Raw genomic sequence first — 23,301 nt, forward strand, 5'->3', positions numbered from 1 at the left:
GGAGTTTGCATGGCGAATATGTTTGCCCTGGTCCTGGCGTTGGCCACTCTGGTCACCGGGATCATCTGGTGCTTCGAGCGCTTTAAATGGGCGCCGGCCCGCCGCGCGAAGATCGCGGCGGTCAACGAACAGACCGCGGGCGCCGTCGACGATAAAACGCTGGCGAAAGTGGCGAAGCAGCCTGGTTGGGTAGAGACTGGCGCATCGGTGTTCCCGGTGCTGCTGCTGGTCTTTGTGGTGCGTTCGTTTATTTACGAACCATTCCAGATCCCGTCCGGATCAATGATGCCGACGCTGTTGATTGGCGATTTCATTCTGGTGGAGAAATATGCCTACGGCATTAAAGATCCGATTACCCAGACGACGCTCATTGAAACCGGCCATCCGAAGCGTGGCGATATTGCGGTATTTAAATATCCGCTGGATCCGAAGCTGGATTATATCAAGCGCGTGATTGGCCTGCCGGGCGACCGTATTACTTACGATCCGGTGAATAAGCGCGTCACGGTGCAGCCGTCCTGCAACAGCGGGCAGTCCTGCGATACCGCGCTGGCCGTGACCTACGCCGATGCGCAGCCGAGCGACTTCGTGCAGCTGTTCAGCCGCAGCGGCATGGGCGAGGCCAGCAACGGCTTCTATCAGATCCCGCTGAACGATAACGTGCCGTCGGGCGGCATTCGCATGCGTGAGCGCCAGGAAAGCCTCGGCAACGTTACGCATCGCATCCTGACCGTGCCGGACGCGCAGGATCGGGTGGGCGCTTACTATCAACAGCCGGGCAAACCGTTGGCGGAGTGGGTGGTGCCGGCCGGGCATTACTTCATGATGGGCGACAACCGTGACAACAGCGCGGACAGCCGTTACTGGGGCTTTGTGCCGGAGAAGAATCTGGTGGGCAAAGCCACGGCCATCTGGATGAGCTTTGAAAAACAGGAAGGCGAGTGGCCTACCGGCGTGCGTTTCAGCCGGATCGGCGGCATTCATTAATCGCTGATTTATTCCCTGTCAATTTCACGCCGCAGCCTACTGCGGCGTGAAAGATTAAGGGGATATAAACACAGCATTATGTTTCCACTCGTTGTAGAATACTTTCTCGAGCGATAAAAGTTGGCTCCTGCTGGGAGCCACTGCAAACGAAACAGCTTTGGATCGGCTTTCGGCGAAGCAGGCCTGTTCCGTGTGCTGCAAGTTTTTGACGCATTCTTGATCTATTGGTAACTCATGAACCCCATCGTAATAAACAGGCTGCAGCGGAAGCTGGGCTACACTTTTCAACAGCAGGAGCTTTTACTGCAGGCTTTGACTCACCGCAGCGCCAGCAGTAAACACAATGAACGTCTTGAGTTTCTGGGTGACTCGATTCTGAGCTTTGTCATCGCCAATGCGCTCTATCACCGTTTTCCTCGCGTAGACGAGGGCGACATGAGCCGCATGCGCGCCACGCTGGTGCGCGGCAACACGCTGGCGGAGATGGCGCGCGAGTTTGACCTGGGCGAATGTCTGCGGCTTGGGCCGGGCGAATTGAAAAGTGGTGGGTTCCGCCGCGAGTCAATCCTGGCGGATACGGTGGAGGCATTGATCGGCGGCGTGTTCCTGGACAGCGACATCCAGACCGTCGAGCGCCTGATTTTGGACTGGTATCGCAGCCGGTTGGACGAAATCAGCCCCGGCGATAAGCAGAAAGACCCGAAAACCCGTTTGCAGGAATTTTTGCAGGGGCGTCATCTGCCGTTGCCTTCTTATTTGGTGGTGCAGGTTCGCGGAGAAGCGCACGACCAGGAGTTTACCATCCACTGCCAGGTGAGTGGTTTGAGCGAGCCCGTGGTGGGCACCGGCTCGAGCCGCCGTAAAGCCGAGCAGGCGGCAGCGGAACAAGCGCTGAAAAAGCTGGAGCTTGAATGAGCGAAGTAAAACAACACTGCGGGTTTATCGCCATCGTCGGCCGCCCGAACGTGGGCAAATCGACGTTGCTGAACCAACTGCTGGGGCAGAAGGTTTCCATTACGTCGCGTAAGCCGCAGACGACCCGTCACCGCATCATGGGCATCGACACCGATGGCGCCTATCAGGCGATCTACGTCGATACCCCAGGGCTGCACATCGAAGAAAAACGCGCCATCAACCGTTTGATGAACCGCGCGGCCAGCAGCTCGATCGGCGACGTTGAGCTGGTGATCTTCGTGGTCGAAGGCACCAACTGGACCGCCGACGACGAAATGGTGGTCAACAAGCTGCGCAGCCTGCGTTGCCCGGTACTGCTGGCGATCAACAAGGTCGATAACGTTACCGACAAATCCAAGCTGTTGCCGCATATCGCGTTCCTCAGCCAGCAGATGAATTTCCTCGACGTGGTGCCTATCTCCGCCGAGAAAGGGATGAACGTCGACACCATCGCCGGCATCGTGCGCAAGCTGCTGCCGGAAGCGGAACACCACTTCCCGGAAGATTACATCACCGATCGTTCCCAGCGCTTTATGGCGTCTGAGATCATCCGCGAGAAGTTGATGCGTTTCCTGGGCGAAGAGCTGCCGTACTCGGTGACGGTAGAAATCGAACAATTCGTGGCCAACGATCGCGGCGGCTACGATGTGCACGGCCTGATCCTGGTTGAGCGCGAAGGCCAGAAGAAAATGGTCATCGGCAACAAGGGCGCCAAGATCAAAACCATCGGCATCGAAGCGCGCCAGGACATGGAACAGATGTTCGACGCTAAAGTGCATCTCGAGCTGTGGGTGAAAGTGAAATCCGGTTGGGCGGACGACGAACGTGCGCTGCGCAGCCTGGGCTATGTTGACGATCTGAAGTAACGATCCGTGGACGGCTGGGAGCGCGCTTTCGTCCTGCATGGGCGGCCGTACAGTGAAACCAGTCTGATGCTGGATCTGTTTACCGAAGGTCATGGGCGGGTGCGCTTGCTGGCAAAAGGCGCGCGCAGCCGCCGCTCCAATCTGAAGGGTTGCCTGCAACCCTTTACCCCCCTGCTAGTGCGCTGGGGCGGTCGCGGCGAAGTGAAAACGCTGCGCAACGCCGAAGCGGTCTCTCTCGGTTTACCCCTCAGCGGCATGATGCTTTACAGCGGCCTGTACGTGAACGAACTGCTGGCGCGCGTGCTGGAGCAGGAAACCAACTACTCGGTGCTGTTCTTCGACTACTTGCAATGCCTGCAGGCGCTGGCGGCGGAAGACAGTTCGCCGGAACAGGCGCTGCGCCAGTTCGAGCTGGCTTTGTTGCATCATCTCGGCTACGGCCTCGATTTTCTGCACTGCGCCGGCAGCGGCCTGCCGGTGGATGACGCCATGACCTACCGCTACCGCGAAGAGAAAGGCTTTATCGCCAGCCTGGTGGTGGATCATTACAGCTTCACCGGGCGCGAACTGCGCGCGCTGGCGGAACGGCAGTTTCCCGATGCCGAGACGCTGCGCGCCGCCAAGCGTTTCACCCGCATGGCGCTGAAACCCTACCTCGGCGGCAAACCGTTGAAGAGCCGCGAACTGTTTCGCCAATTCGTGCGCAAACAGCCGAATACGCCGGTTGACGACGCCTGACCTTTTCCCCTTTTTCCGCCCTGCGCCCGCGTGTAAACTGCTGGCACTGAAAATCGTATTTAGAGGTTGTCATGGCTGATTTGCTGCTGGGCGTCAATATCGATCACATCGCCACGTTACGTAACGCGCGCGGAACCCAATACCCGGATCCGGTTCAGGCGGCATTCATTGCCGAACAGGCGGGGGCCGACGGCATTACCGTGCATCTGCGCGAAGATCGCCGCCACATCACCGACCGCGACGTGCGCTTGCTGCGCCAGACCATCCAGACGCGCATGAACCTGGAGATGGCGGTGACCGACGAGATGCTGGACATCGCCATTGAGCTGCAGCCGCATTTCTGCTGCCTGGTGCCGGAAAAACGCGAGGAAGTGACCACCGAAGGCGGCCTGGACGTCGCCGGCCAACTGGACAAAATGAGCGTGGCGGTCGAGCGCCTGGCGCAGGCGGGCATTTTGGTCTCGCTGTTCATCGATCCCGATCATCGCCAGATCGACGCGGCGGTGGCGGTGGGCGCACCCTATATCGAAATCCACACCGGCGCCTACGCCGAAGCGCAGGGCGAGCTGGCGGTACAGGCCGAGCTGCGCCGCATCGCGGTCGCCGCAGCCTACGCGGCCGAGAAGGGGCTGAAGGTCAACGCCGGCCACGGCCTGACCTACCACAACGTGCAGCCGATCGCCGCGCTGCCGGAAATGCACGAGCTGAACATCGGCCATGCGATTATCGGCCAGGCGGTGATGAGCGGGCTGCCGGCCGCGGTTGCCGACATGAAAGTGCTGATGCGGGAAGCGCGCCGGTAATGGCGGTGCTCGGGCTGGGTACCGACATCGTCGAGATGGCGCGTATCGAGGCGGTGGTGGAGCGCAGCGGCGATCGTCTGGCGCGCCGCGTGCTGAGCGACGCCGAGTGGGCGCTGTATCAGCAGCACCAGCAGCCGATTCGCTTTCTGGCCAAACGTTTCGCGGTGAAAGAGGCCGCCGCCAAGGCGTTCGGCACCGGCATTCGCAACGGCCTGGCGTTCAACCAGTTCGAGGTGTTCAACGATGCGTTGGGCAAACCGAATATTCGTTTGCACGGCCGCGCCGCCGAGCTGGCGGGGGAGATGGGGGTCACCGCGATCCACGTTTCGCTGGCCGATGAAAGGCGCTATGCCTGCGCGACGGTGATCGTCGAAAGCTGAAAATAGAAAGGGCGCCCTGCGGCGCCCTTGTCAGTCCTGCGGCGGGTTAAATGCGATCGGCGTGGTGCAACACCACGAACTTATCCCACAGCTGTTCGTTGGTCTCGCGATGCTGCGGATCGGTGATAATGGTGTTGTCGATGGGGCAGACCTGCTGACAGGTTGGCGTATCGTAATGGCCAACGCACTCGGTGCAGCGATCGGTATCGATCTGGTAGATCTCATCGCCCATCGAAATCGCCTGGTTCGGGCATTCCGGCTCGCACATGTCGCAGTTGATGCATTTGCGTGTGATTAGCAGGGCCATGACGTATCTCTCATTATTAACAGGGGTATTTTTCGCAGCGGCGATTATACCGGTTAAACCAACTTTTTCATCAATTGTTCGCTGTGCCTGATACGGTCGCGGGCATGATCAAGGTCGTGCTGGATCAGCGCCATAAACAGCAGGTCGGTGAGGGCGAACTGGGCCGTGCTGGAGGAGATGGCCGCGCTGCGGGTGTGGGGTTCTTCGGCGATGGTATAGAGGCAGTGATCGGCGCGTTGCTGCAGGCCGTTGGGCGAGAAGCTGGTCAGCGCCAGCACCCTGGCGCCGGCCTGGCGCGCTTCTTCCGCCGCCAGATTGATTTCACGCCGCTCGCCGCTGAAGGAGATCGCCACCAGCAGATCGCGTTTGTCCAGCGCCTGCACCGCCGCCAGTTGAACGTGCATATCCGCTTCGGCCACCGCCATCACCCCGATTTTCAGCAGCTTGAAGGAAAAATCCTTGGCCACCAGCCCGGAGGCGCCGATGCCGATCAGCATCACCCGGCGCGCCTGGCGCAGCATGTCCAGCGCCTGATGCAGCCGTTCTTCGCTGTTGATGTCCAGCGTCGCGCGCAGCGCCGCCTGCTTTTCCGCCAGCAGCTTTTCACCGACGGTTTTCAGCGTGTCGCTGCTGAGGATGTGGTTGTGAACGGTCACTACCGGTTCGGCCTGTGGCTGAGCCAGCGTCTCGCTCAGCGCCAGCTTCAGCGCCGGGAAACCTTTATAGCCCAGTTTTTGGGCGAACTTCACCACGCTCGACTGGCTGATGCCGGCCAACTGGGCCAGCTTTTGCGAGCTGAGATGGCGCGCCTGCTCGGCGTTATTCAGCAGAAAGTCCGCCAGCTTGCGGTCGTTTTGCGCCAGTGTCGGATACATCTGGCGAATGCGCAGAAGGGTACTCATTGTTCTTTCCCTGGAAACCAGCGGCCATTTTGCCATGCAGAGGGCGAAAACGCGCGGTGAAAATTTTTGTGAGCTCACCGTTAAAATAGCAAATAGCGCTCGCTTTGTTGAATAAAATATTCAAATATTGATTAAGTTTTGTGAATTAAAAATTCAAAGGTGAACAGATGAACTTAGGCGCACTGGTATCGGAAACCCGCAACCCGGCCACCATGGGGCTGGATGAAATGTCGACGCTGGACATGGTCCGTTGCTTTAACCAGGAAGATCGCAAGGTGCCGGAGGCGATTGAACAGGTGCTGCCGGCGATTGCGCAGGCGGTCGATTTGGCCGCGGCGGCGTTGAAGGCCGGCGGCCGGTTGATTTATTTGGGCGCCGGCACCAGCGGCCGCCTGGGCGTATTGGATGCTTCCGAGTGCCCGCCGACTTTCGGCGTGCCGCACGGTGTGGTGGTGGGGCTAATCGCCGGCGGGCCGGGTGCGCTGCTCAAAGCGGTGGAGGGGGCGGAAGATGACGCAGCCCTGGGCGAGGCCGATCTCAGAGCGCTGAACCTGACCGCCGTCGATATGGTGGTGGGGTTGGCGGCCTCGGGGCGCACGCCTTACGTGATCGGCGCGCTGCGCTATGCGCGCGGGCTGGGTTGCCCGACGGCGGCCATCTCCTGCAACCCGGATTCGCCGATTGCGCACGAAGCGCAGGTGGCGATTTCGCCGGTGGTGGGGCCGGAGGCGCTGACCGGTTCGACGCGCCTGAAATCCGGCACTGCGCAGAAACTGGTGCTCAACATGCTGTCGACCGGCGCGATGGTCAAACTTGGCAAGGTCTACCAGAACCTGATGGTGGACGTGAAGGCCACCAACGTCAAACTGGTGGATCGCGCCTGCCGCATCGTGGTGGAGGCCACCGGCGCCGAACGCGCTCAGGCGGAAGCGGCGCTGGCGCAGACCGGCTTTGAGGTTAAACCGGCGATCCTGATGCTTTTGGCCGGCGTCAGCGCCGAAGAGGCGCAGCAGCGGCTGCAGCGGCACGATGGCTACCTGCGCGCGGCGCTGGCGCGTTAATTCACGGTGGGGGCGGCGATGGACAAGACAACGGCATTGGCGACACAGATCCTGGCGGGCGTGGGGGGCGAGGGCAATATCCTCAAACTGGAGAACTGCATGACGCGGGTGCGCGTCGAAGTCAGCGACGAGCAGCGTCTGGATCTGGCCGCTCTCAAGCAGTTGCCCGGCGTGAAGGGCTATATCAAACAGGGTGAGCAGCATCAGTTTATCGTCGGCCCGGGCGCCGCCGCCAAGGTGGTGGACGCCATGCGCGGGCTGTTGAGCGGCAGCGCGCAGCCCGCCGTCGGTGACGCCGCCCGCACCAAGGCGCAGGCCAAGCAAAAATACGCTGCGCCGATGAGCGGCGCGCTGAAAAAGCTGGCCGACGTTTTTATTCCGCTGATCCCGGCGTTTATCGCCTCGGGCCTGATCACCGGCATCATCAACCTGCTGAAACGGCCCGACATCGCCGGTCAACTGGCCGTGGACTACCCGAACGCGCTGGGGCTGCTGGCGATCTTCGGCAGCGCGGTGTTCGCCATCATGAACATTCTGGTCGGGGTCAACGCCGCGCGGGTATTCGGCGGCTCGCAGGCGATGGGCGGCGTGATGGCCGGCATTCTCTCCAGCCCGGCGCTGGCGCAGATCACGTTGTTCGGGGAGGCGCTGCAGCCGGGGCGCGGCGGGGTGATCGCCGTGCTGCTGGTGGTGGCGTTGATGTGCTGGGTGGAGAAACGCCTGCGCACGCTGTTGCCGGAGTCGGTCGAGCTGATCCTTAACCCGCTGCTGACCACGCTGGTCACCGCCTCATTGGCGATCCTGATCCTGCAGCCGATCGGGGGTTATATTTCCGATGCCATTGCCCACGGCGCCAATCTGGCGATCGACAAGGGCGGGCTGCTGGTGGGGGCGCTGCTCTCGGGGCTGTTCCTGCCGCTGGTGCTCTCCGGCCTGCATCAGGGGCTGGTGCCGATCCACGTCGAGCTGGTGCAGGCGCACGGTTCCAACCCGCTGTTGCCGATCCTGGCGATGGCCGGCGTCGGGCAGGTGGGGGCGGCGTTGGCGGTGCTGTTGAAAACCCGCAACGCGCGGCTGAAGCAGGTGATCAAAGGGGCATTGCCGGTCGGCATTCTCGGCATCGGCGAGCCGCTGATCTTCGGGGTGACGCTGCCGCTGGGCCGGCCGTTTATCGGCGCCTGCCTCGGCGGCGCGGTCGGCGGCGCGTTAATCAGCTACTGGAAGGTGGCGACGGTCATCACCTTCGGCATTTCGGGGCTGCCTTTGGCGTTGACCATCGTCTCAGGTAAGGTGATGCTGTATCTGGCGGGGATGTTGATTACGATTATCGCCGGTTTTCTCTTCACCTGGATGATGGGGTTCAACGATCCCGAGGAGTAGCGTTTGAGCGACAAGCAGCAACAACCGGCCGCAGAGGGGCGCCGCGTGGTCTTTTTTGATCTGGACGGCACCCTGCATCAGGAGGATATGTTCGGCAGTTTCTTGCGCTTTCTGCTGCGCCGCTTACCGCTGAACCTGTTGCTGGTGATACCGCTGCTGCCGCCGATCGGGTTGGCGCTGCTGCTGCTGGGGCGCGCCGCGCGTTGGCCGATGAGCCTGCTGCTGTGGGCGATCACTTTCGGGCGCTCCGAAGCGACGCTGAAGGCGCTGGAGCGGCAGTTTATCGAGGCTTTCCGCCAGAAGGTGACCGCGTTTCCGGTGGTGCAAATGCGGCTGCGGCAGTATTTGGATGAGCACGATGCCGAGGTGTGGCTGATTACCGGCTCGCCGGAGCAACTGGTGGCGCAGGTGTATCGGGATTCGGCGTTTCTGCCGCGGGTGCGGTTGGTCGGCAGCCGCATCGCGCGTCGCTATGGCGGCTGGGTGCTGACCTTGCGCTGTCTGGGCGTACAAAAAGTGGTGCAGCTGGAGCAACGGCTCGGCGCGCCGCTGAAGCTGTACAGCGGTTACAGCGACAGCAAGCAGGATAACCCGCTGCTGTTTTTTTGCGAGCACCGTTGGCGGGTGAGCAAGGAGGGCGAGCTGCAGCAGCTGGAATAAACAAAGGGCGGAGAATTCCGCCCTTTGCTGTTACCGCTGCCGCGATCAGTCGTCGGTTACGTCGTGCGGTTTGCGTCCGAGCTGCCAAATCTTCTCCGCATAATGCCCCAGCGCCCACAGGCTCAGGCCGAGCAGCGCGAAGAAAATCGTCTTCGGCATGCTGTCCCAGAAAAACTCGAACAGGCGGGTGTACAGGTTGATGCCGAGGAAGGTCAGCCCGAAACCGCGCAGCATGGCGTCGTCATGCTTCAACCCCAGCCAGATGGCGGCGAAGGCGGCCAGCCCGAACAGCAGGCTCCAGTGGAACAGCTCAATCTGGCGCGCGCGGTACCAGCTGTCGAGATCGCCGTAGTTGCCGAAGATGGACAGCAGCCACAGCGCGATGAACAGGTACAGCAGGCCCATCGCCAGCGACACCCGCTGCAGGCCGCGCTGCGCCAATAGCGGCCGCAGCAGCAATGCGGCGGCGATCAGCACCGCGCCGAAGGCGATAAAGCGAATCGGGTAGCTCATGCCGAGCCAGTAGGCGCCCCAGCCGGACAGGTAGCCGGTCTCTGCGCCGAAGGCATTGCCGAGCGACAGCAGGGCGAACCACCACACCAGCCCGGAGCGGCTGAACCAGCCGATAGCGCCGTACAGCAGCGCGGCGACCAGCAGCAGCATGGAAACCCGGCCGCTGCCGTTATCCAGCCAGACGCCCAGTTGCCATAAGGCGCAGGCGGTAAGCAACACGGCGACAAACAATGCCGCCTCGTTGCCGTAACGTTTTTCCGGGTGCCGTTGGCGGCGGCGCAGCGCCCAGACGTAGGCCAGTGCTGCCAACACCCCGGCGATCGCCATGCGTACCGGCGCGTCGAAGCGGAACAGTTCGCTCAGCCATTCAAGCAGTGCGCTGTCGGCGAACAGGCTGGTGACGGCGATCAGCAGCGAGGCCAGCGCGGCGAGAAACGCATAGCGCGCCAGCCGCCGCCAGTCGAAAGGTTGTACGTCCACATGCAGCAGCAACTGCTGCCGTTGTTCGGGCGTCATGGCGCCTTCCCCAACCCAGCCGTCCAGCGCCTTGCGCACCACGACGGCGTTCTTTTTACTGAGTTTCATGCTTCTTGTCCCTGAATCACATGCTGATTCGGCCAGTATAGCCATTGGCGGGCGGCTACGACAAAGGGAGGCTAGTGTGTATAATGCCCGCCGCAAAAGCGCACGAGGAATTATGCGATGACTGAATATAACGATGAGTACTGGATGCGTCAGGCATTGCAGCTGGCCCTGCGCGCGCAGGAAGAGGGCGAGGTGCCGGTGGGTGCGCTGCTGGTGCTGGACAATCAGGTCATCGGCGAGGGCTGGAACCGCCCGATCGGCCGACACGATCCTACCGCGCACGCCGAGATCATGGCGCTGCGCCAGGGCGGCGCGGTGCTGCAAAACTACCGCTTGTTGAACGCCACGCTGTACGTCACGCTGGAGCCCTGCGTGATGTGCGCCGGCGCGATGGTGCACAGCCGTATCCGCCGGTTGGTGTATGGCGCCGCCGACGAGAAAACCGGCGCGGCCGGTTCGCTGGTGGACATTCTGCGCCATCCGGGCATGAACCATCAGGTGGAGATCGTCTCGGGCGTGCTGGCGGACGAATGCGCCGCCACCCTGAGCAATTTCTTCCGCCTGCGCCGCGAACAAAAAAAAGCGCTCAGGCTGGCGCAGCGGGCGGCGGATAAGCCGGAATAATCAGTAGTTGAGCGCCAGTTCCGGCATCACCGTCGGATAGCCTTTCCCCAACGCCTCCTGCTCGGCGGCCGCTTGCGCCGCCTTTCTCTCTTTTTCCTGCAGATAGCCCACCAGGCTGACCTGATAGCGGCGGATATTTTCTACATAGTTGTAGGCTTCACGCCCGCGCGCATAGCCGTAGGTCAACTGCGGGTAGTAGCGCTTTTGGCTGAGCATCGGCAGGCGTTGTTTGACGTCGACCCAGCTGTCCGGGTTGCCTTTTTGCGTCTTGGTCAGCTTGCGCGCGTCCAGCATGTGGCCCCAGCCCATGTTGTAGGCCGCCAGCGAGAACCAGATACGCTCGTCTTCCGGCACGCTGTCCGGCACCTTGGCCATCAGCCGCTGCAGGTAGAGCGCGCCGCCCTGAATGCTCTCTTCCGGATCGAGGCGGTCGTTGACCCCCAGGCCGTCGGCGGTGGCGCGGGTCAGCATCATCAGGCCGCGCACGCCGGTGGGGGAGGTGGCCTGCGGATTCCAGTGCGATTCCTGATAGGCGATGGCCGCCAGCAGCTTCCAGTCGATCTCGTTGGCGTGCTTCTCGAACAGCGGGCGGAAGTTGGGCAGCACCGAGTCGATGGCCGACAGGAAGGTTTTGGTGTCCACATAGTCGAAGCTGCCGACGTGGCCGAGGTACTTCTCTTCCAGCCGCGCCAGGGTGCCGTCGTCCACCATCTGGCTGTAGAAATCCAGCATCGCCGCGTACAGACTGTCGTCGCCGTCGCGTTTCAGATACCAGGTGACCGGCTCTTCGTCGGTGACGTCGAACGCCACCGCCAGCTGCGGATGGATGCGCTGCAGCAGCGCGATGGTCACCGAATCGCCGAGGGTGTAGTCCAGCTTGCCGTCGGCCACCCGTTCCAGCAGCTCTTTGGAGGTGAGATCGCTGGAGGACTCCCAGGCGAGATCCGGGTATTTATCCTGCTTGAGCTGTTTTAGCGTGCTGACGTGCGCGGAACCGGAGGCGACCGCCAGCTTGCCTTTGATGTCGGCGAAGCTTTTCGGCCGCGGGGTGCCCAGCCGGTACACCAGCTGTTGGGAAACAGAATAGTAGGCCGGGCCGGTGCGCGCACGGCTGAGGCGTTCCTGGTTGTAGATAAGGCCCGCCGCCAGCAGGTCGGCGTCGTCGTCGTCCAGATCGTCGAACAGGTCATTGATGTTCTGATGGGGGATCACCACCAGCTTCACCCCGAGGTAGTTGGCGAAGCGCTTGGCCAGTTCGTAGTCGAGCCCACCCGGCCCTTGCTTGGTGTTGAAATAGGTCAGCGGTGAATTCAGCGTGCTGATGCGCAACTCGCCGCGGGAAATGATCTCCTGGAGTTGCCCGCCCTGGCCGCTGCGCCAGGTGATATTGGGCCACAGCGCGAGAGCCAGAAGCAGGGTGACAACGCCGATGAGGATGTAGTTTATTTTAAGACGTTTCAAATAGTTATCCAGTGGTGGCACAGGTACACCGGCGACGACAACCGCGACTTTTCTCATGGTTAAATCACCAGTGCGGGGGGCATTTTGCGCAACAAAACGCCAGTGTGCAACTTTATTGACACGTTATGACAATTCGACGGTGCGGCATGCTTTTATCAATAATCCCTACGCAAACGGTTTCGTCGGCGGCGAGGATTCTCTATAATGACGCGCGTTTTCCCCTGTTGCGCCCAATGAAGCGTCTTATCCGTCGCTTCGAAGACGAGAGAACTTTGATTATGGAAATTCTGCGTGGTTCGCCCGCTTTATCGGCTTTTCGCATTACCAAACTGCTGTCCCGCTGCCAGGACGCTCACCTGCCCGTCAGTGATATCTACGCCGAGTACGTCCACTTTGCCGATGTCAGCGCACCGCTAAGTGCCGAAGAACACGTCAAGCTTCAGCGTCTGCTCAAGTACGGTCCTTCTCTCGCCGAACACGCTCCCGAAGGCCGGCTGCTGCTGGTTACGCCGCGCCCGGGCACCATTTCTCCCTGGTCTTCCAAAGCCACCGACATCGCCCACAACTGCGGTTTGCAGCAGGTGCTGCGGTTGGAGCGCGGCCTGGCGTTCTACGTCAAGGCGCCCGAGCTGACGGAAACCCAATGGCGCCAACTCACCGCGCTGTTGCACGATCGCATGATGGAAACCGTCTTCAGCGAGCTGCAACAGGCCGAACAGCTGTTCGCGCACCATCAGCCGGCGCCGTATCAGTCGGTCGACGTGCTGGGCGCAGGGCGCGCTGCGCTGGAGCAGGCCAACGTCCGGCTCGGCCTGGCGCTGGCGCAGGACGAGATCGACTACCTGCTGAATGCCTTTACCGGTTTGGGGCGCAACCCGACGGATATCGAACTCTATATGTTCGCGCAGGCCAACTCCGAGCATTGCCGCCACAAGATTTTCAACGCCGACTGGATCATCGACGGCGAACAGCAGCCTAAATCGCTGTTCAAAATGATCAAGAACACCTATGAGCAGACGCCGGACTACGTGCTGTCGGCGTATAAAGACAACGCCGCCGTGATGGAAGGCTCGCAGGTCGGCCGCTTCTTCGCCGCGCCGGACAACGGCACGTACGATTACCATCAGGAAGACGCGCACATCCTGATGAAGGTGGAAACTCACAACCACCCGACGGCGATCTCGCCGTGGCCGGGCGCCGCGACCGGCTCCGGCGGCGAGATCCGCGACGAGGGCGCCACCGGCCGCGGCGCCAAGCCGAAGGCCGGCCTGGTGGGCTTCTCGGTGTCCAACCTGCGTATTCCCGGCTTTGAACAGCCGTGGGAGCAGGACTTCGGCAAACCGGAACGCATCGTCACCGCGCTGGATATCATGACCGAAGGCCCGCTGGGCGGCGCTGCGTTCAACAACGAATTCGGTCGTCCGGCGCTGCTGGGCTACTTCCGCACCTATGAAGAGCGCGTCAACAGCCATAACGGCGTCGAGCTGCGCGGCTACCACAAACCGATCATGCTGGCGGGCGGCATCGGTAACATCCGTGCCGATCACGTCCAGAAAGGGGAAATCACCGTCGGCGCCAAGCTGGTGGTGCTGGGCGGCCCGGCGATGAATATCGGCCTGGGCGGCGGCGCGGCGTCATCGATGGCGTCAGGCCAGTCCGATGCCGATCTGGACTTCGCGTCGGTGCAGCGCGACAACCCGGAAATGGAACGCCGCTGTCAGGAAGTGATCGACCGCTGCTGGCAGCTGGGCGACCAGAACCCGATCCTGTTTATCCATGACGTCGGCGCCGGCGGCCTGTCCAACGCCATGCCGGAACTGGTGAGCGACGGCGGCCGCGGCGGCCGCTTCGAGCTGCGCGACATCCTCAACGACGAGCCGGGCATGAGCCCGCTGGAAGTGTGGTGCAACGAATCGCAGGAACGTTACGTGATGGCGATCGCCCCGGCGCAGATGGCGCAGTTCGATGAGATCTGCCGCCGCGAGCGCGCGCCTTACGCGGTGATCGGCGAAGCGACCGAAGAACAGCACCTGACGCTGAACGACCGCCACTTCGACAACCAACCGATCGACATGCCGCTGGACGTGCTGCTCGGCAAAACGCCGAAGATGACCCGCGACGTGACCCGTCTGCAGGCGCAGGGCCAGGCGGTGCAGCGTGAGAACATCACGCTGGCCGACGCGGTGAAGCGCGTGCTGCATCTGCCGGCCGTCGCGGAGAAAACCTTCCTGATCACCATCGGCGACCGCACCGTCACCGGCATGGTGGCGCGCGACCAAATGGTCGGCCCGTGGCAGATCCCGGTGGCCGACTGCGCGGTCACCACCGCCAGCCTGGACAGTTATTACGGCGAGGCGATGTCGCTCGGCGAACGCGCGCCGGTGGCGCTGCTGGACTTCGCCGCTTCCGGCCGCCTGGCGGTCGGGGAAGCGCTGACCAACCTGGCCGCCACGGAAATCGGCAGCCTGAAGCGCGTGAAGCTGTCCGCCAACTGGATGGCCGCCGCAGGCCACCCGGGTGAAGACGCCGGCCTGTACGAGGCGGTAAAAGCGGTGGGTGAAGAACTGTGCCCGGCGCTGGGCATCACCATTCCGGTGGGTAAAGACTCCATGTCGATGAAAACCCGCTGGCAGGAAGGCAATGAGCAACGTGAAATGACCTCGCCGCTGTCGCTGGTTATCACCGCCTTTGCCCGTGTGGAAGACGTGCGCCATACCGTGACGCCGCAATTGCGCACCGATAAGGGCGACAGCGCGCTGCTGTTGATCGACCTGGGCAACGGGCATAACGCGCTGGGCGCCACCGCGCTGGCGCAGGTTTATCGCCAACTGGGCGATAAACCGGCCGACGTGCGCAACGTCGCGCAGCTGGCGGGCTTCTTCAACGCCATGCAGCAGTTGGTGGCCGATCGCGCCCTGCTGGCTTACCACGATCGCGCCGACGGCGGCCTGCTGGTGACGCTGGCGGAGATGGCCTTCGCCGGTCACTGCGGCGTAGAGGTTAACCTCGATGGCCTCGGCGACGATGCGCTGGCGGTGCTGTTCAACGAAGAGTTGGGCGCGGTGATCCAGGTGAGCGCCGAACGTCTTGACGACGTGAAGCGGGCGTTCGCGCAGCACGGGCTGACCGACAACGTGCATCACATCGGCAGCGCGCAGGCCGGCGATCGTTTCGTCATCAACCAACACGGCAAGGCGCTGTACAGCGAAAGCCGCAATACGCTGCGCACCTGGTGGGCGGAAACCACCTGGCAGATGCAGCGTCTGCGCGACAACCCGGCGTGCGCCGATCAGGAACATCAGGCCAAGCAGGATGAACAAGATCCCGGCCTGAACGTGAAACTGACCTTTGCGCCGCAGGAAGACATCGCCGCGCCGTACATCGCCAAGGGCGCTCGCCCGAAAGTGGCGGTGCTGCGCGAGCAGGGGGTGAACTCCCACGTTGAAATGGCGGCGGCGTTCCACCGCGCCGGCTTTGACGCGGTGGACGTGCACATGAGCGATCTGCTGGCCGGGCGCCGCGATCTGCAGGACTTCCACACGCTGGTGGCCTGCGGCGGCTTCTCTTACGGCGACGTTCTGGGCGCCGGCGAAGGCTGGGCGAAATCTATCCTGTTCAACGAGCGGGTGCGCGACGAGTTTGAAGCGTTCTTCCACCGTCCGCAGACGCTGGCGCTGGGCGTATGCAACGGTTGCCAGATGATGTCCAACCTGCGCGAGCTGATCCCGGGCGCCGAACACTGGCCGCGCTTCGTGCGTAACCTGTCGGATCGCTTCGAGGCGCGCTTCAGCCTGGTGGAAGTGGCGGCCAGCCCGTCGCTGTTCATGCAAGGTATGACCGGTTCGCGCATGCCGATCGCCGTTTCCCACGGTGAAGGGCACGTCGAAGTGCGCGATGCGGCGCATCTGGCGGCGCTGGAAAGCCATGGCCTGGTGGCGCTGCGTTTCGTCAACAACGCCGGTCAGGTCACGGAGGCTTACCCGGCTAACCCGAACGGTTCGCCGAACGGCATTACCGCCGTGACCAGCGCCAACGGGCGCGCCACGGTGATGATGCCGCACCCGGAACGCGTGTTCCGCACCGTCAGCAACTCCTGGCACCCGGAAGAGTGGGGCGAGGACAGCCCGTGGATGCGCATGTTCCGCAACGCCCGTAAGCAACTGGGTTAAAAACGGCCACCACCGTACAGAGGGCGCAAGCAATTGCGCCCTTTTTTATGGCCGGCGTTCGCCGTCTGGCGGCAGTGTCTGCATTTTGCGACAGGCGCTATTTTTCGTGTCGCTAAATGGAGACATTTAACTGTTTGATTTTATTGGCGGTAATCAGGTTTGACTTTAGTTGTCTGCATTTGGCGACAGCACGGCGTTTTTTTCATCATTCATCACCGCGTAATGGACGATGGAATTTGCTTGCTTTGTTTTATTTTCAAACAAAATCAATGTGTTATGATTTTTATTGCAAAATTGGCACGCTACGTGCATTATTCTCGGCGGCTGCTCATTCACCTTTTTATGACGGCGCCGTAATTAGACGGCAAATCGCCTCATAAGCCTCCGAATGATGCCAAAGAAATGGTGCCTATCGTCCAACCAAACCGATAACAGACCGTGCAAGCGGCTTTATCAAGCATCGGGCGACACGTGGAGTGAGGCACCGCCTGTATCCAACTGTGATGAAGGGTTCATCAATCCTGGATACTTACGGATGCTATTCGTCCTGTTCGATGCCAGCCGCTGTGCTACATCACCCTGGGGACGAGGTTTAAGGGCATCCACACTTTCCTTGCGTTGGGGCAAGTTTCTTGCCCCGATGTCAATTCTCAACGCTGCGCTTATGCCCCTTTCGTTGCCTATGTCCTCGAACGCAGACGCTATCCCCACACGCTCGTTTTCGCACCGGTTGATGTTACCGGGGCCGCATGCCGTCGGCAGGCCAGGCCTATGGGCGCGGTTCGCCGATTCTGCCGCTTTTTCCTTGTGCGTTCAGGATTCTCCCCTGCCGGGCTTTTCTCTTTCCGGCGAGTCAGTTAGCATCGTGACAGAGCTGAGAGAATGAGATGATTTCGTTGAAAAAATGGCGTTTATTCCCCCGTTCGCTGCGGCAATTGGTGCTGCTGGCCTTCCTGTTGGTGCTGCTGCCGCTGTTGGTGCTGGCCTATCAAGCCTACCAGAGCCTGGATCACCTCAGCGCGCAGGCGGCGGACATTAACCGCACCACGCTGGTGGACGCGCGGCGCAGCGAGGCGATGACCAGCGTGGCGCTGGAGATGGAGCGCAGCTATCGTCAGTACTGCGTGCTGGTCGATCCTACGCTGCAGAAGCTGTACCAGAACCAGCGCAAACAGTATTCGCAGATGCTGGACGCCCATGCGCCGATTCTGCCGGACGAGCGCTACTACCAAACGCTGCGTCAGTTGCTGACCCAGCTGGCGGCGATCAAATGCCATAACAGCGGACCGGACCAAGAGGCTTCGGCCTTGCTCGAATCGTTCTCTCGTTCCAACGCCGAAATGGTGCAGGCCACGCGTGCGGTGGTGTTCTCGCGCGGCCAGCAGCTGCAGCAAGCCATCGCCGAGCGCGGCCAGTTCTTCGGCTGGCAGGCGTTGCTGTTGTTCCTGGTTAGCGTGCTGCTGGTGGTGCTGTTTACCCGCATGATCATCGGGCCGGTCAAGGCCGTGGAACGGATGATCAACCGCCTGGGGGAGGGGCGTGCGCTGGGCAGCACCGCATCGTTCAAAGGGCCGCGCGAGCTGCGTTCGCTGGCGCAGCGCATCATTTGGCTGAGCGAGCGGTTGGCGTGGCTGGAATCGCAGCGCCACGAATTTTTGCGCCATATCTCGCACGAGTTGAAAACGCCGCTGGCCAGCATGCGCGAAGGCACCGAGCTGCTGGCCGACGAGGTGGCGGGGCCGCTGACTTCCGATCAGAAAGAGGTGGTGGCGATCCTCGACAACAGCAGTCGCCACCTGCAGCAGCTGATTGAACAGCTGCTGGATTATAACCGCAAACTGGCCGATGGCCCGGCGGAACACGAGAACGTCGAGCTGCGCGAGATGGTCGATTTGGTGGTCGCCGCGCACAGTTTGCCGGCGCGGGCGAAGATGATTTCCACCGAAATCGCGCTGGAGGCGGAAATCTGCTGGGCAGAGCCTACGCTATTAATGCGCGTGCTGGATAATCTCTACTCCAATGCGGTGCACTACGGCAAGGAATCCGGTAACATTTGGATCCGCAGCCGTCAGGTTGGACAACGGGTGCAAATCGACGTCGCCAATACCGGCACGCCGATCCCCGAGGCTGAAAGAGCCATGATTTTCGAGCCTTTTTTCCAGGGTAGTCACCAGCGAAAAGGGGCGGTAAAAGGAAGCGGACTGGGGTTGAGCATCGCTCAGGACTGTATCCGTCGCATGCGCGGTGAGCTGCAACTGGCGACGGTCGCCGGTGCAGACGTCTGCTTCCGCATTGAACTGCCGTTAACCGCCGAGAATGAATAAATAATGTACACATGGTCTAAGCGCCTTCGTCTTTCACAGACCGAACGTTCACCGCGTGCCGTGCACAGAGCGCCGCTCGGCAAACGCCCGATCAGCTGGTTGGGCGCCGTTTTCTTTATGCCGCTGTTGCTGGCGGGCTGCGTCGATCGCGCGGTCAGCGGCGGCCTGAGCGCTCAGCAGCAAGAGGCGATCCCGGATACCAAGGTGATCGATTACCGTACCGCGGCTTGCGATACCCTGTGGCAGTTGGACGACAAGGACGCGCTGGATAACGCGCTCTACTGGCTGCGTGCGATGGACTGCGCCGATCGCATCGGCTCAACCCAGGCGCGCGCGCTGGCGAAAACGGTGCCTGGCGACAGCTGGTCCGGCGTTTTCAAACAGAGCATCCTGCTGGGGAGCGCACAGCCGACCTCCGGCGAACGCCGCCAGATGATCGACAGGATCAACAGTTACCGGATGGAGTTCCCAGGCTCGCTGCGTCCACTGACGCAGCTGTGGCGCCAGCAGCAGATGCTGCAGATCACGCTGTTCGATGAGAAAGCGCGTTATCAGCATCTGCAGGAGAGCAGCGACAGCCAGATCGATTCGCTGCGCCAGAGCCAGGCGCGCTTGCAATCGCAGCTGCAGGACACCTCGCGCAAGCTGGAAAACCTGACCGACATCGAGCGCCAGCTCTCATCGCGCAAGCAGTTGCAAGGGGAAATACCGGACAGCGGCGCGGGCTCGCAAAAGGGCGACGCCGCCGGTAAAAACGGCGCGGCCGCCAAAGGGGCTGAGCCGCAGGACGAACCGGAAAAGGGCACTGCGCTGCCGGTTGAACCGGAAGACACCTATACGCCGCACCCCGCCAATAAGGAGTCCCACGCGCAATGACCGCACGCAAACCGGCCAACCTGTTATTGGTTGACGACGATCCCAGCCTGCTGAAGCTGCTGGGCATGCGCCTGACCAGCGAAGGTTTTCACGTCACCACCGCCGAAAGCGGCCAGGAAGCGCTGCGCCTGCTGGCGCGCGAACAGATCGATCTGGTGATCAGCGATCTGCGCATGGATGAGATGGACGGCATGGCGCTGTTCGCCGAGATCCAAAAACATCAGCCGGGCATGCCGGTGATCATTCTCACCGCGCACGGTTCGATTCCCGATGCGGTGGCCGCCACCCAGCAGGGGGTGTTCAGCTTTCTCACCAAACCGGTGGATCGCGATGCGCTGTACAAGGCCATCGACGAGGCGCTCGCGCTGTCGGCCAGCCCGGCCGGCGACGATGCCTGGCGGGAAGACATCGTTACCCGCAGCCCGTTGATGCTGCGCCTGCTGGAGCAGGTGAAAATGGTGGCCCAGTCAGACGTCAGCGTGTTGATCAACGGCCAGAGCGGCACCGGTAAAGAGGTGGTGGCGCAGGCGATCCACGCGGCCAGCCCGCGCGCCAGTAAGGCGTTCATCGCCATCAACTGCGGCGCGCTGCCGGAGCAACTGCTGGAGTCCGAACTGTTCGGCCACGCCAAGGGCGCCTTCACCGGCGCGGTCAGCAGCCGCGAAGGGCTGTTCCAGGCGGCGGCGGGCGGCACGCTGTTCCTCGACGAGATCGGCGATATGCCGCTGTCGCTGCAGGTGAAGCTGCTGCGCGTGCTGCAGGAACGCAAGGTGCGGCCGCTCGGCAGCAATCGCGATCTGGACATTGACGTGCGCATCATCTCCGCTACCCACCGCGATCTGCAAAAGGCGATGGCGAAGAACGAGTTTCGCGAGGATCTCTACTACCGCCTCAACGTGGTGAACCTGAAGATCCCGGCGCTCAACGAGCGCGCCGAAGATATCCCGCTGCTGGCCAATCACCTGTTGCGCGAAGCGGCGCAGCGGCACAAGCCGTTCGTGCGCAGCTTCTCGACCGACGCCATGAAGCGGCTGATGACCGCCAGTTGGCCGGGCAACGTGCGTCAGCTGGTCAACGTCATCGAGCAGTGCGTGGCGCTGACCTCGGCGCCGGTGATTAGCGAAGCGTTGGTGGAGCAGGCGCTGGAAGGGGAAAACACCGCACTGCCGACTTTCGCCGAAGCGCGCAACCAGTTCGAGTTGCATTACCTGCGCAAGCTGCTGCAGATCACCAAGGGCAACGTGACCCAGGCCGCGCGCATGGCGGGCCGCAACCGCACCGAGTTTTACAAATTGCTGTCGCGCCACGAGCTGGACGCCAACGATTTTAAAGAATGACAGTTTCCCGCCGGCGCCTGCCACGCAGGTTCTCAACAAATCCGGCGGAATGATTTACACTCCGTTCTCTTTGCCGCGGCGCGCCCCGGCGTAGAGCACCATGGAACGTATTAAGCGGGATCGTACACAAATGAGCAGATCACTTTCCATCGCCCTGGCCCAGCTGAACCTGCTGGTCGGCGACATTGAAGGCAACACCGAACGCATGTTGCAAATCGTGCAGGAGCAGCAGAAGGCGGGAGCCGATCTGGTCATGTTCAGCGAACTGGCGCTGTCCGGCTACCCGCCGGAAGATCTGCTGTATCGCAATGATTTCTATGAGCGCTGTGATGCACAGCTGCTGCGCTTGCAGCAGGCTTCCGCCGAGACGGCGATCCTGGTCGGCCACCCGTGGCGCGAAGGCGACAAGCTGTATAACGCGCTGTCGCTGTTCGCCGAAGGCCGCCTGCTGACCCGCTACTTCAAGCAGCAGCTGCCGAACTACGGCGTGTTCGATGAGAAGCGCTATTTCCACGCCGGCAACGACACCTGCGTGGTGGCGCTGAAAGGCTACCGTCTGGGGCTGCTGATTTGCGAAGATCTGTGGTTCCCTGAGCCGATCGACGCCGCCAAGGCGGCCGGCGCGGAGATTATCCTGTCGATCAACGCCTCGCCGTATAACCGCGAAAAACCGTATATCCGTAAAACGCTGATGGCCGGCCACTGCCAGCGCACCCAGCTGCCGCTGGTGTACCTCAACCAGGTCGGCGGCCAGGATGAGCTGATCTTCGACGGCTGCTCCAAGGTCTTCGACGCCGCCGGCACCATGACCCACCGTCTGGCGGCTTTCGACGAGCAGGTGACCCGCCTGGAATTCAACGAGCTGGATGTGGTGCCGATGGCCGATCCGGCCGCCGAACTGCCGCAGCTGGCGCAGGTGTATCAGGCGCTGGTGCTGGCGGTGCGCGACTACGTGACCAAAAACGGCTTTAAAGGCGCGGTGCTGGGGCTGTCCGGCGGCATCGACTCGGCGCTGACGCTGGCGATCGCCGTGGATGCGTTGGGCAAAGACAAGGTGCAGGCGCTGATGATGCCATTCCGCTACACCGCGGATATCAGCATCGCCGACGCCAAGGAAGAGGCGGAAATCCTCGGCGTGGAGTTCGATATCGTCTCCATCGAACCGATGTTCGACGCCTTTATGGGCCAGCTGTCGCCGATGTTCGCCGGCACCGAGCGCGACACCACCGAAGAGAACCTGCAGGCGCGTTGCCGCGGGGTGGTGCTGATGGCGCTGTCCAACAAGCGCCGCAGCATCGTGCTGACCACCGGCAACAAGAGCGAAATGGCGGTCGGTTACGCCACGCTGTACGGCGATATGGCCGGCGGTTTCGACGTGCTAAAGGACGTGCCGAAAACGCTGGTGTTCAAGCTGTCTGAATACCGTAACACCGTCTCCTACGTGATCCCGCAGCGGGTGATCGATCGCCCGCCGTCCGCCGAGCTGGCGCCGGATCAGGTCGATCAGGACAGCCTGCCGCCGTACGATATCCTGGATGCGATCCTGGAAGGCTACGTCGAGCGCGACAAGTCGGTCGCCGATCTGGTGGCCGAAGGGTTCGACGAAGCGATCGTGCGCAAGGTGATCCGCCTGGTGGACATCAACGAATACAAGCGGCGTCAGGCCGCCGTCGGGCCGCGCATCACCGCCCGTAACTTCGGCAAAGACCGCCGCTACCCCATCACATCCGGTTTTGGCCGCAAAAATTGGTAAAAGGAAAGAAGATGAAAAAGATCGACGCGATTATCAAGCCGTTCAAACTGGATGACGTCCGCGAAGCGCTGGCCGAAGTGGGCATCACCGGCATGACGGTCACCGAAGTCAAAGGCTTCGGCCGCCAGAAGGGCCACACCGAGCTGTACCGCGGCGCCGAATACATGGTCGATTTTCTGCCTAAGGTGAAGATCGAGATCGTGGTTGCCGACGACATCGTCGACACCTGCGTAGAAACCATTATGCAAACCGCGCAGACCGGCAAGATCGGCGACGGCAAAATCTTCGTCTTCGACGTGGCGCGCGTGGTGCGTATCCGTACCGGCGAGCAGGACGAAGAAGCGATCTGATCCTCCGCAGGATCATCGGCCATCAGGGCGCAGCGTGCTGCGCCCTTGTCATTTCTGTCCCCCGCACATCGCACTTCTTCGCCTCATTGTTCCCCCCATTTTTGCCTGTCGGCATTCTAAAAAAGCGAACGCTATCGCGTTTTTGATGCTTTTCCCGATCGCTTCTCTCGCGAGATCTACAATCAACGTAACTATTTTGATTAAGGTGATCCCCAATGAATTTCAAGTTGCGGCTAGGCGGCAAGGGCGTGCATCCCCAGGAGCTTACTCA

Annotated in this window: 20 protein-coding genes; 16 read left to right on the forward strand and 4 right to left on the reverse strand. The window is 61.7% G+C overall.

Annotated elements, in window-relative coordinates; genetic code table 11:
* Positions 1 to 9 precede the first annotated feature (9 nt).
* The 6 genes from lepB (at position 10) to acpS (ending at position 4,728) form a co-directional block, all read left to right on the forward strand.
* Entirely contained in the window at positions 10 to 987 is a 978-nt protein-coding gene (gene lepB / locus ACTJJ6_RS15880) for a signal peptidase I (protein WP_016929791.1), read from the forward strand.
* Positions 988 to 1,221: 234 nt separating this feature from the next.
* Entirely contained in the window at positions 1,222 to 1,902 is a 681-nt protein-coding gene (rnc, locus tag ACTJJ6_RS15885; RefSeq protein ID WP_004929158.1) for a ribonuclease III, read from the forward strand.
* Positions 1,899 to 2,807 (forward strand): GTPase Era, encoded by a 909-nt coding sequence (gene era / locus ACTJJ6_RS15890; RefSeq protein WP_004929162.1) that lies wholly within the window; start codon positions 1,899 to 1,901, stop codon positions 2,805 to 2,807. The genes rnc and era overlap by 4 nt, the downstream gene beginning before the upstream one ends.
* Before the next feature lie 6 nt (positions 2,808 to 2,813).
* Positions 2,814 to 3,545: a DNA repair protein RecO gene (gene recO / locus ACTJJ6_RS15895; protein WP_004929165.1), complete on the forward strand. Its 732-nt coding sequence runs from the start codon at positions 2,814 to 2,816 to the stop codon at positions 3,543 to 3,545.
* Between the two features lie 71 nt (positions 3,546 to 3,616).
* Positions 3,617 to 4,348 (forward strand): pyridoxine 5'-phosphate synthase, encoded by a 732-nt coding sequence (gene pdxJ, locus ACTJJ6_RS15900; RefSeq protein WP_016929790.1) that lies wholly within the window; start codon positions 3,617 to 3,619, stop codon positions 4,346 to 4,348.
* Positions 4,348 to 4,728, forward strand: a complete 381-nt coding sequence (gene acpS / locus ACTJJ6_RS15905) for a holo-ACP synthase (RefSeq protein ID WP_004929169.1) — start codon at positions 4,348 to 4,350, stop codon at positions 4,726 to 4,728. The genes pdxJ and acpS overlap by 1 nt, the downstream gene beginning before the upstream one ends.
* Before the next feature lie 46 nt (positions 4,729 to 4,774).
* Here the strand turns inward: acpS and ACTJJ6_RS15910 are convergent, their stop codons facing one another.
* Together ACTJJ6_RS15910 and ACTJJ6_RS15915 are read right to left on the reverse strand one after the other, a co-directional pair.
* Entirely contained in the window at positions 4,775 to 5,035 is a 261-nt protein-coding gene (locus ACTJJ6_RS15910) for a YfhL family 4Fe-4S dicluster ferredoxin (RefSeq protein WP_033632309.1), read from the reverse strand.
* A gap of 53 nt (positions 5,036 to 5,088) precedes the next feature.
* Positions 5,089 to 5,937 (reverse strand): MurR/RpiR family transcriptional regulator, encoded by an 849-nt coding sequence (locus tag ACTJJ6_RS15915; RefSeq protein ID WP_274872693.1) that lies wholly within the window; start codon positions 5,935 to 5,937, stop codon positions 5,089 to 5,091.
* A gap of 167 nt (positions 5,938 to 6,104) precedes the next feature.
* Here ACTJJ6_RS15915 and murQ point away from each other — a divergent pair, with 167 nt between their 5' ends.
* The 3 genes from murQ to yfhb are packed head-to-tail and all read left to right on the forward strand — an operon-like array spanning position 6,105 to position 9,038.
* The gene (murQ, locus tag ACTJJ6_RS15920) at positions 6,105 to 6,998 is read left to right on the forward strand and encodes an N-acetylmuramic acid 6-phosphate etherase (RefSeq protein WP_206194896.1); all 894 of its coding nucleotides are present in this window, start codon (positions 6,105 to 6,107) and stop codon (positions 6,996 to 6,998) included.
* 18 nt (positions 6,999 to 7,016) lie between these two features.
* On the forward strand, positions 7,017 to 8,378 hold the full coding sequence (locus ACTJJ6_RS15925) for a PTS transporter subunit EIIC (RefSeq protein ID WP_049299989.1): 1,362 nt from the start codon (positions 7,017 to 7,019) through the stop codon (positions 8,376 to 8,378).
* 3 nt (positions 8,379 to 8,381) lie between these two features.
* Positions 8,382 to 9,038, forward strand: a complete 657-nt coding sequence (gene yfhb, locus ACTJJ6_RS15930) for a phosphatidylglycerophosphatase C (RefSeq protein ID WP_115436422.1) — start codon at positions 8,382 to 8,384, stop codon at positions 9,036 to 9,038.
* Positions 9,039 to 9,083: 45 nt separating this feature from the next.
* Here the strand turns inward: yfhb and ACTJJ6_RS15935 are convergent, their stop codons facing one another.
* On the reverse strand, positions 9,084 to 10,136 hold the full coding sequence (locus tag ACTJJ6_RS15935; protein ID WP_197759160.1) for a DUF2157 domain-containing protein: 1,053 nt from the start codon (positions 10,134 to 10,136) through the stop codon (positions 9,084 to 9,086).
* 117 nt (positions 10,137 to 10,253) lie between these two features.
* Between ACTJJ6_RS15935 and tadA the strand changes: the two genes are divergently transcribed.
* The gene (tadA, locus tag ACTJJ6_RS15940) at positions 10,254 to 10,760 is read left to right on the forward strand and encodes a tRNA adenosine(34) deaminase TadA (RefSeq protein WP_015378796.1); all 507 of its coding nucleotides are present in this window, start codon (positions 10,254 to 10,256) and stop codon (positions 10,758 to 10,760) included.
* On the opposite strand, the gene mltF is transcribed toward tadA, so the two are convergent.
* Positions 10,761 to 12,221, reverse strand: coding sequence for a membrane-bound lytic murein transglycosylase MltF (gene mltF, locus ACTJJ6_RS15945; RefSeq protein WP_004941352.1), 1,461 nt, complete (start codon positions 12,219 to 12,221; stop codon positions 10,761 to 10,763). It lies immediately after the preceding gene.
* Positions 12,222 to 12,499: 278 nt separating this feature from the next.
* Between mltF and purL the strand changes: the two genes are divergently transcribed.
* From purL to glnB, 6 genes are all read left to right on the forward strand, one after another.
* Positions 12,500 to 16,390: a phosphoribosylformylglycinamidine synthase gene (gene purL / locus ACTJJ6_RS15950; RefSeq protein WP_440803417.1), complete on the forward strand. Its 3,891-nt coding sequence runs from the start codon at positions 12,500 to 12,502 to the stop codon at positions 16,388 to 16,390.
* 887 nt (positions 16,391 to 17,277) lie between these two features.
* The gene (locus tag ACTJJ6_RS15955; protein ID WP_004941357.1) at positions 17,278 to 18,714 is read left to right on the forward strand and encodes a sensor histidine kinase; all 1,437 of its coding nucleotides are present in this window, start codon (positions 17,278 to 17,280) and stop codon (positions 18,712 to 18,714) included.
* A gap of 3 nt (positions 18,715 to 18,717) precedes the next feature.
* The gene (gene qseG / locus ACTJJ6_RS15960; protein WP_176062769.1) at positions 18,718 to 19,590 is read left to right on the forward strand and encodes a two-component system QseEF-associated lipoprotein QseG; all 873 of its coding nucleotides are present in this window, start codon (positions 18,718 to 18,720) and stop codon (positions 19,588 to 19,590) included.
* A complete protein-coding gene (gene glrR, locus ACTJJ6_RS15965; protein ID WP_004941361.1) occupies positions 19,587 to 20,927 on the forward strand; it encodes a two-component system response regulator GlrR in 1,341 nt (446 codons plus the stop codon). The genes qseG and glrR overlap by 4 nt, the downstream gene beginning before the upstream one ends.
* Before the next feature lie 130 nt (positions 20,928 to 21,057).
* Entirely contained in the window at positions 21,058 to 22,680 is a 1,623-nt protein-coding gene (locus ACTJJ6_RS15970; RefSeq protein ID WP_016929779.1) for an NAD+ synthase, read from the forward strand.
* 11 nt (positions 22,681 to 22,691) lie between these two features.
* Positions 22,692 to 23,030 (forward strand): nitrogen regulatory protein P-II, encoded by a 339-nt coding sequence (gene glnB, locus ACTJJ6_RS15975; protein WP_004847623.1) that lies wholly within the window; start codon positions 22,692 to 22,694, stop codon positions 23,028 to 23,030.
* Positions 23,031 to 23,301 lie beyond the last annotated feature (271 nt).

The sequence above is a fragment of the Serratia sp. 22278 genome, from assembly GCF_052045405.1.
Lineage (GTDB): Bacteria > Pseudomonadota > Gammaproteobacteria > Enterobacterales > Enterobacteriaceae > Serratia > Serratia marcescens.

Bases quoted from the DNA above. Each gene is read 5' to 3' on its own strand.
- acpS (WP_004929169.1), top strand. From the start codon at position 4,348: ATGGCGGTGCTCGGGCTGGGTACCGACATCGTCGAGATGGCGCGTATC.
- tadA (WP_015378796.1), top strand. From the start codon at position 10,254: ATGACTGAATATAACGATGAGTACTGGATGCGTCAGGCATTGCAGCTG.
- lepB (WP_016929791.1), top strand. From the start codon at position 10: ATGGCGAATATGTTTGCCCTGGTCCTGGCGTTGGCCACTCTGGTCACC.
- ACTJJ6_RS15925 (WP_049299989.1), top strand. From the start codon at position 7,017: ATGGACAAGACAACGGCATTGGCGACACAGATCCTGGCGGGCGTGGGG.
- ACTJJ6_RS15910 (WP_033632309.1), bottom strand. From the start codon at position 5,035: ATGGCCCTGCTAATCACACGCAAATGCATCAACTGCGACATGTGCGAG.
- rnc (WP_004929158.1), top strand. From the start codon at position 1,222: ATGAACCCCATCGTAATAAACAGGCTGCAGCGGAAGCTGGGCTACACT.
- glrR (WP_004941361.1), top strand. From the start codon at position 19,587: ATGACCGCACGCAAACCGGCCAACCTGTTATTGGTTGACGACGATCCC.
- era (WP_004929162.1), top strand. From the start codon at position 1,899: ATGAGCGAAGTAAAACAACACTGCGGGTTTATCGCCATCGTCGGCCGC.
- ACTJJ6_RS15955 (WP_004941357.1), top strand. From the start codon at position 17,278: ATGATTTCGTTGAAAAAATGGCGTTTATTCCCCCGTTCGCTGCGGCAA.
- qseG (WP_176062769.1), top strand. From the start codon at position 18,718: ATGTACACATGGTCTAAGCGCCTTCGTCTTTCACAGACCGAACGTTCA.
- ACTJJ6_RS15935 (WP_197759160.1), bottom strand. From the start codon at position 10,136: ATGAAACTCAGTAAAAAGAACGCCGTCGTGGTGCGCAAGGCGCTGGAC.
- ACTJJ6_RS15970 (WP_016929779.1), top strand. From the start codon at position 21,058: ATGAGCAGATCACTTTCCATCGCCCTGGCCCAGCTGAACCTGCTGGTC.
- glnB (WP_004847623.1), top strand. From the start codon at position 22,692: ATGAAAAAGATCGACGCGATTATCAAGCCGTTCAAACTGGATGACGTC.
- ACTJJ6_RS15915 (WP_274872693.1), bottom strand. From the start codon at position 5,937: ATGAGTACCCTTCTGCGCATTCGCCAGATGTATCCGACACTGGCGCAA.
- pdxJ (WP_016929790.1), top strand. From the start codon at position 3,617: ATGGCTGATTTGCTGCTGGGCGTCAATATCGATCACATCGCCACGTTA.
- murQ (WP_206194896.1), top strand. From the start codon at position 6,105: ATGAACTTAGGCGCACTGGTATCGGAAACCCGCAACCCGGCCACCATG.
- purL (WP_440803417.1), top strand. From the start codon at position 12,500: ATGGAAATTCTGCGTGGTTCGCCCGCTTTATCGGCTTTTCGCATTACC.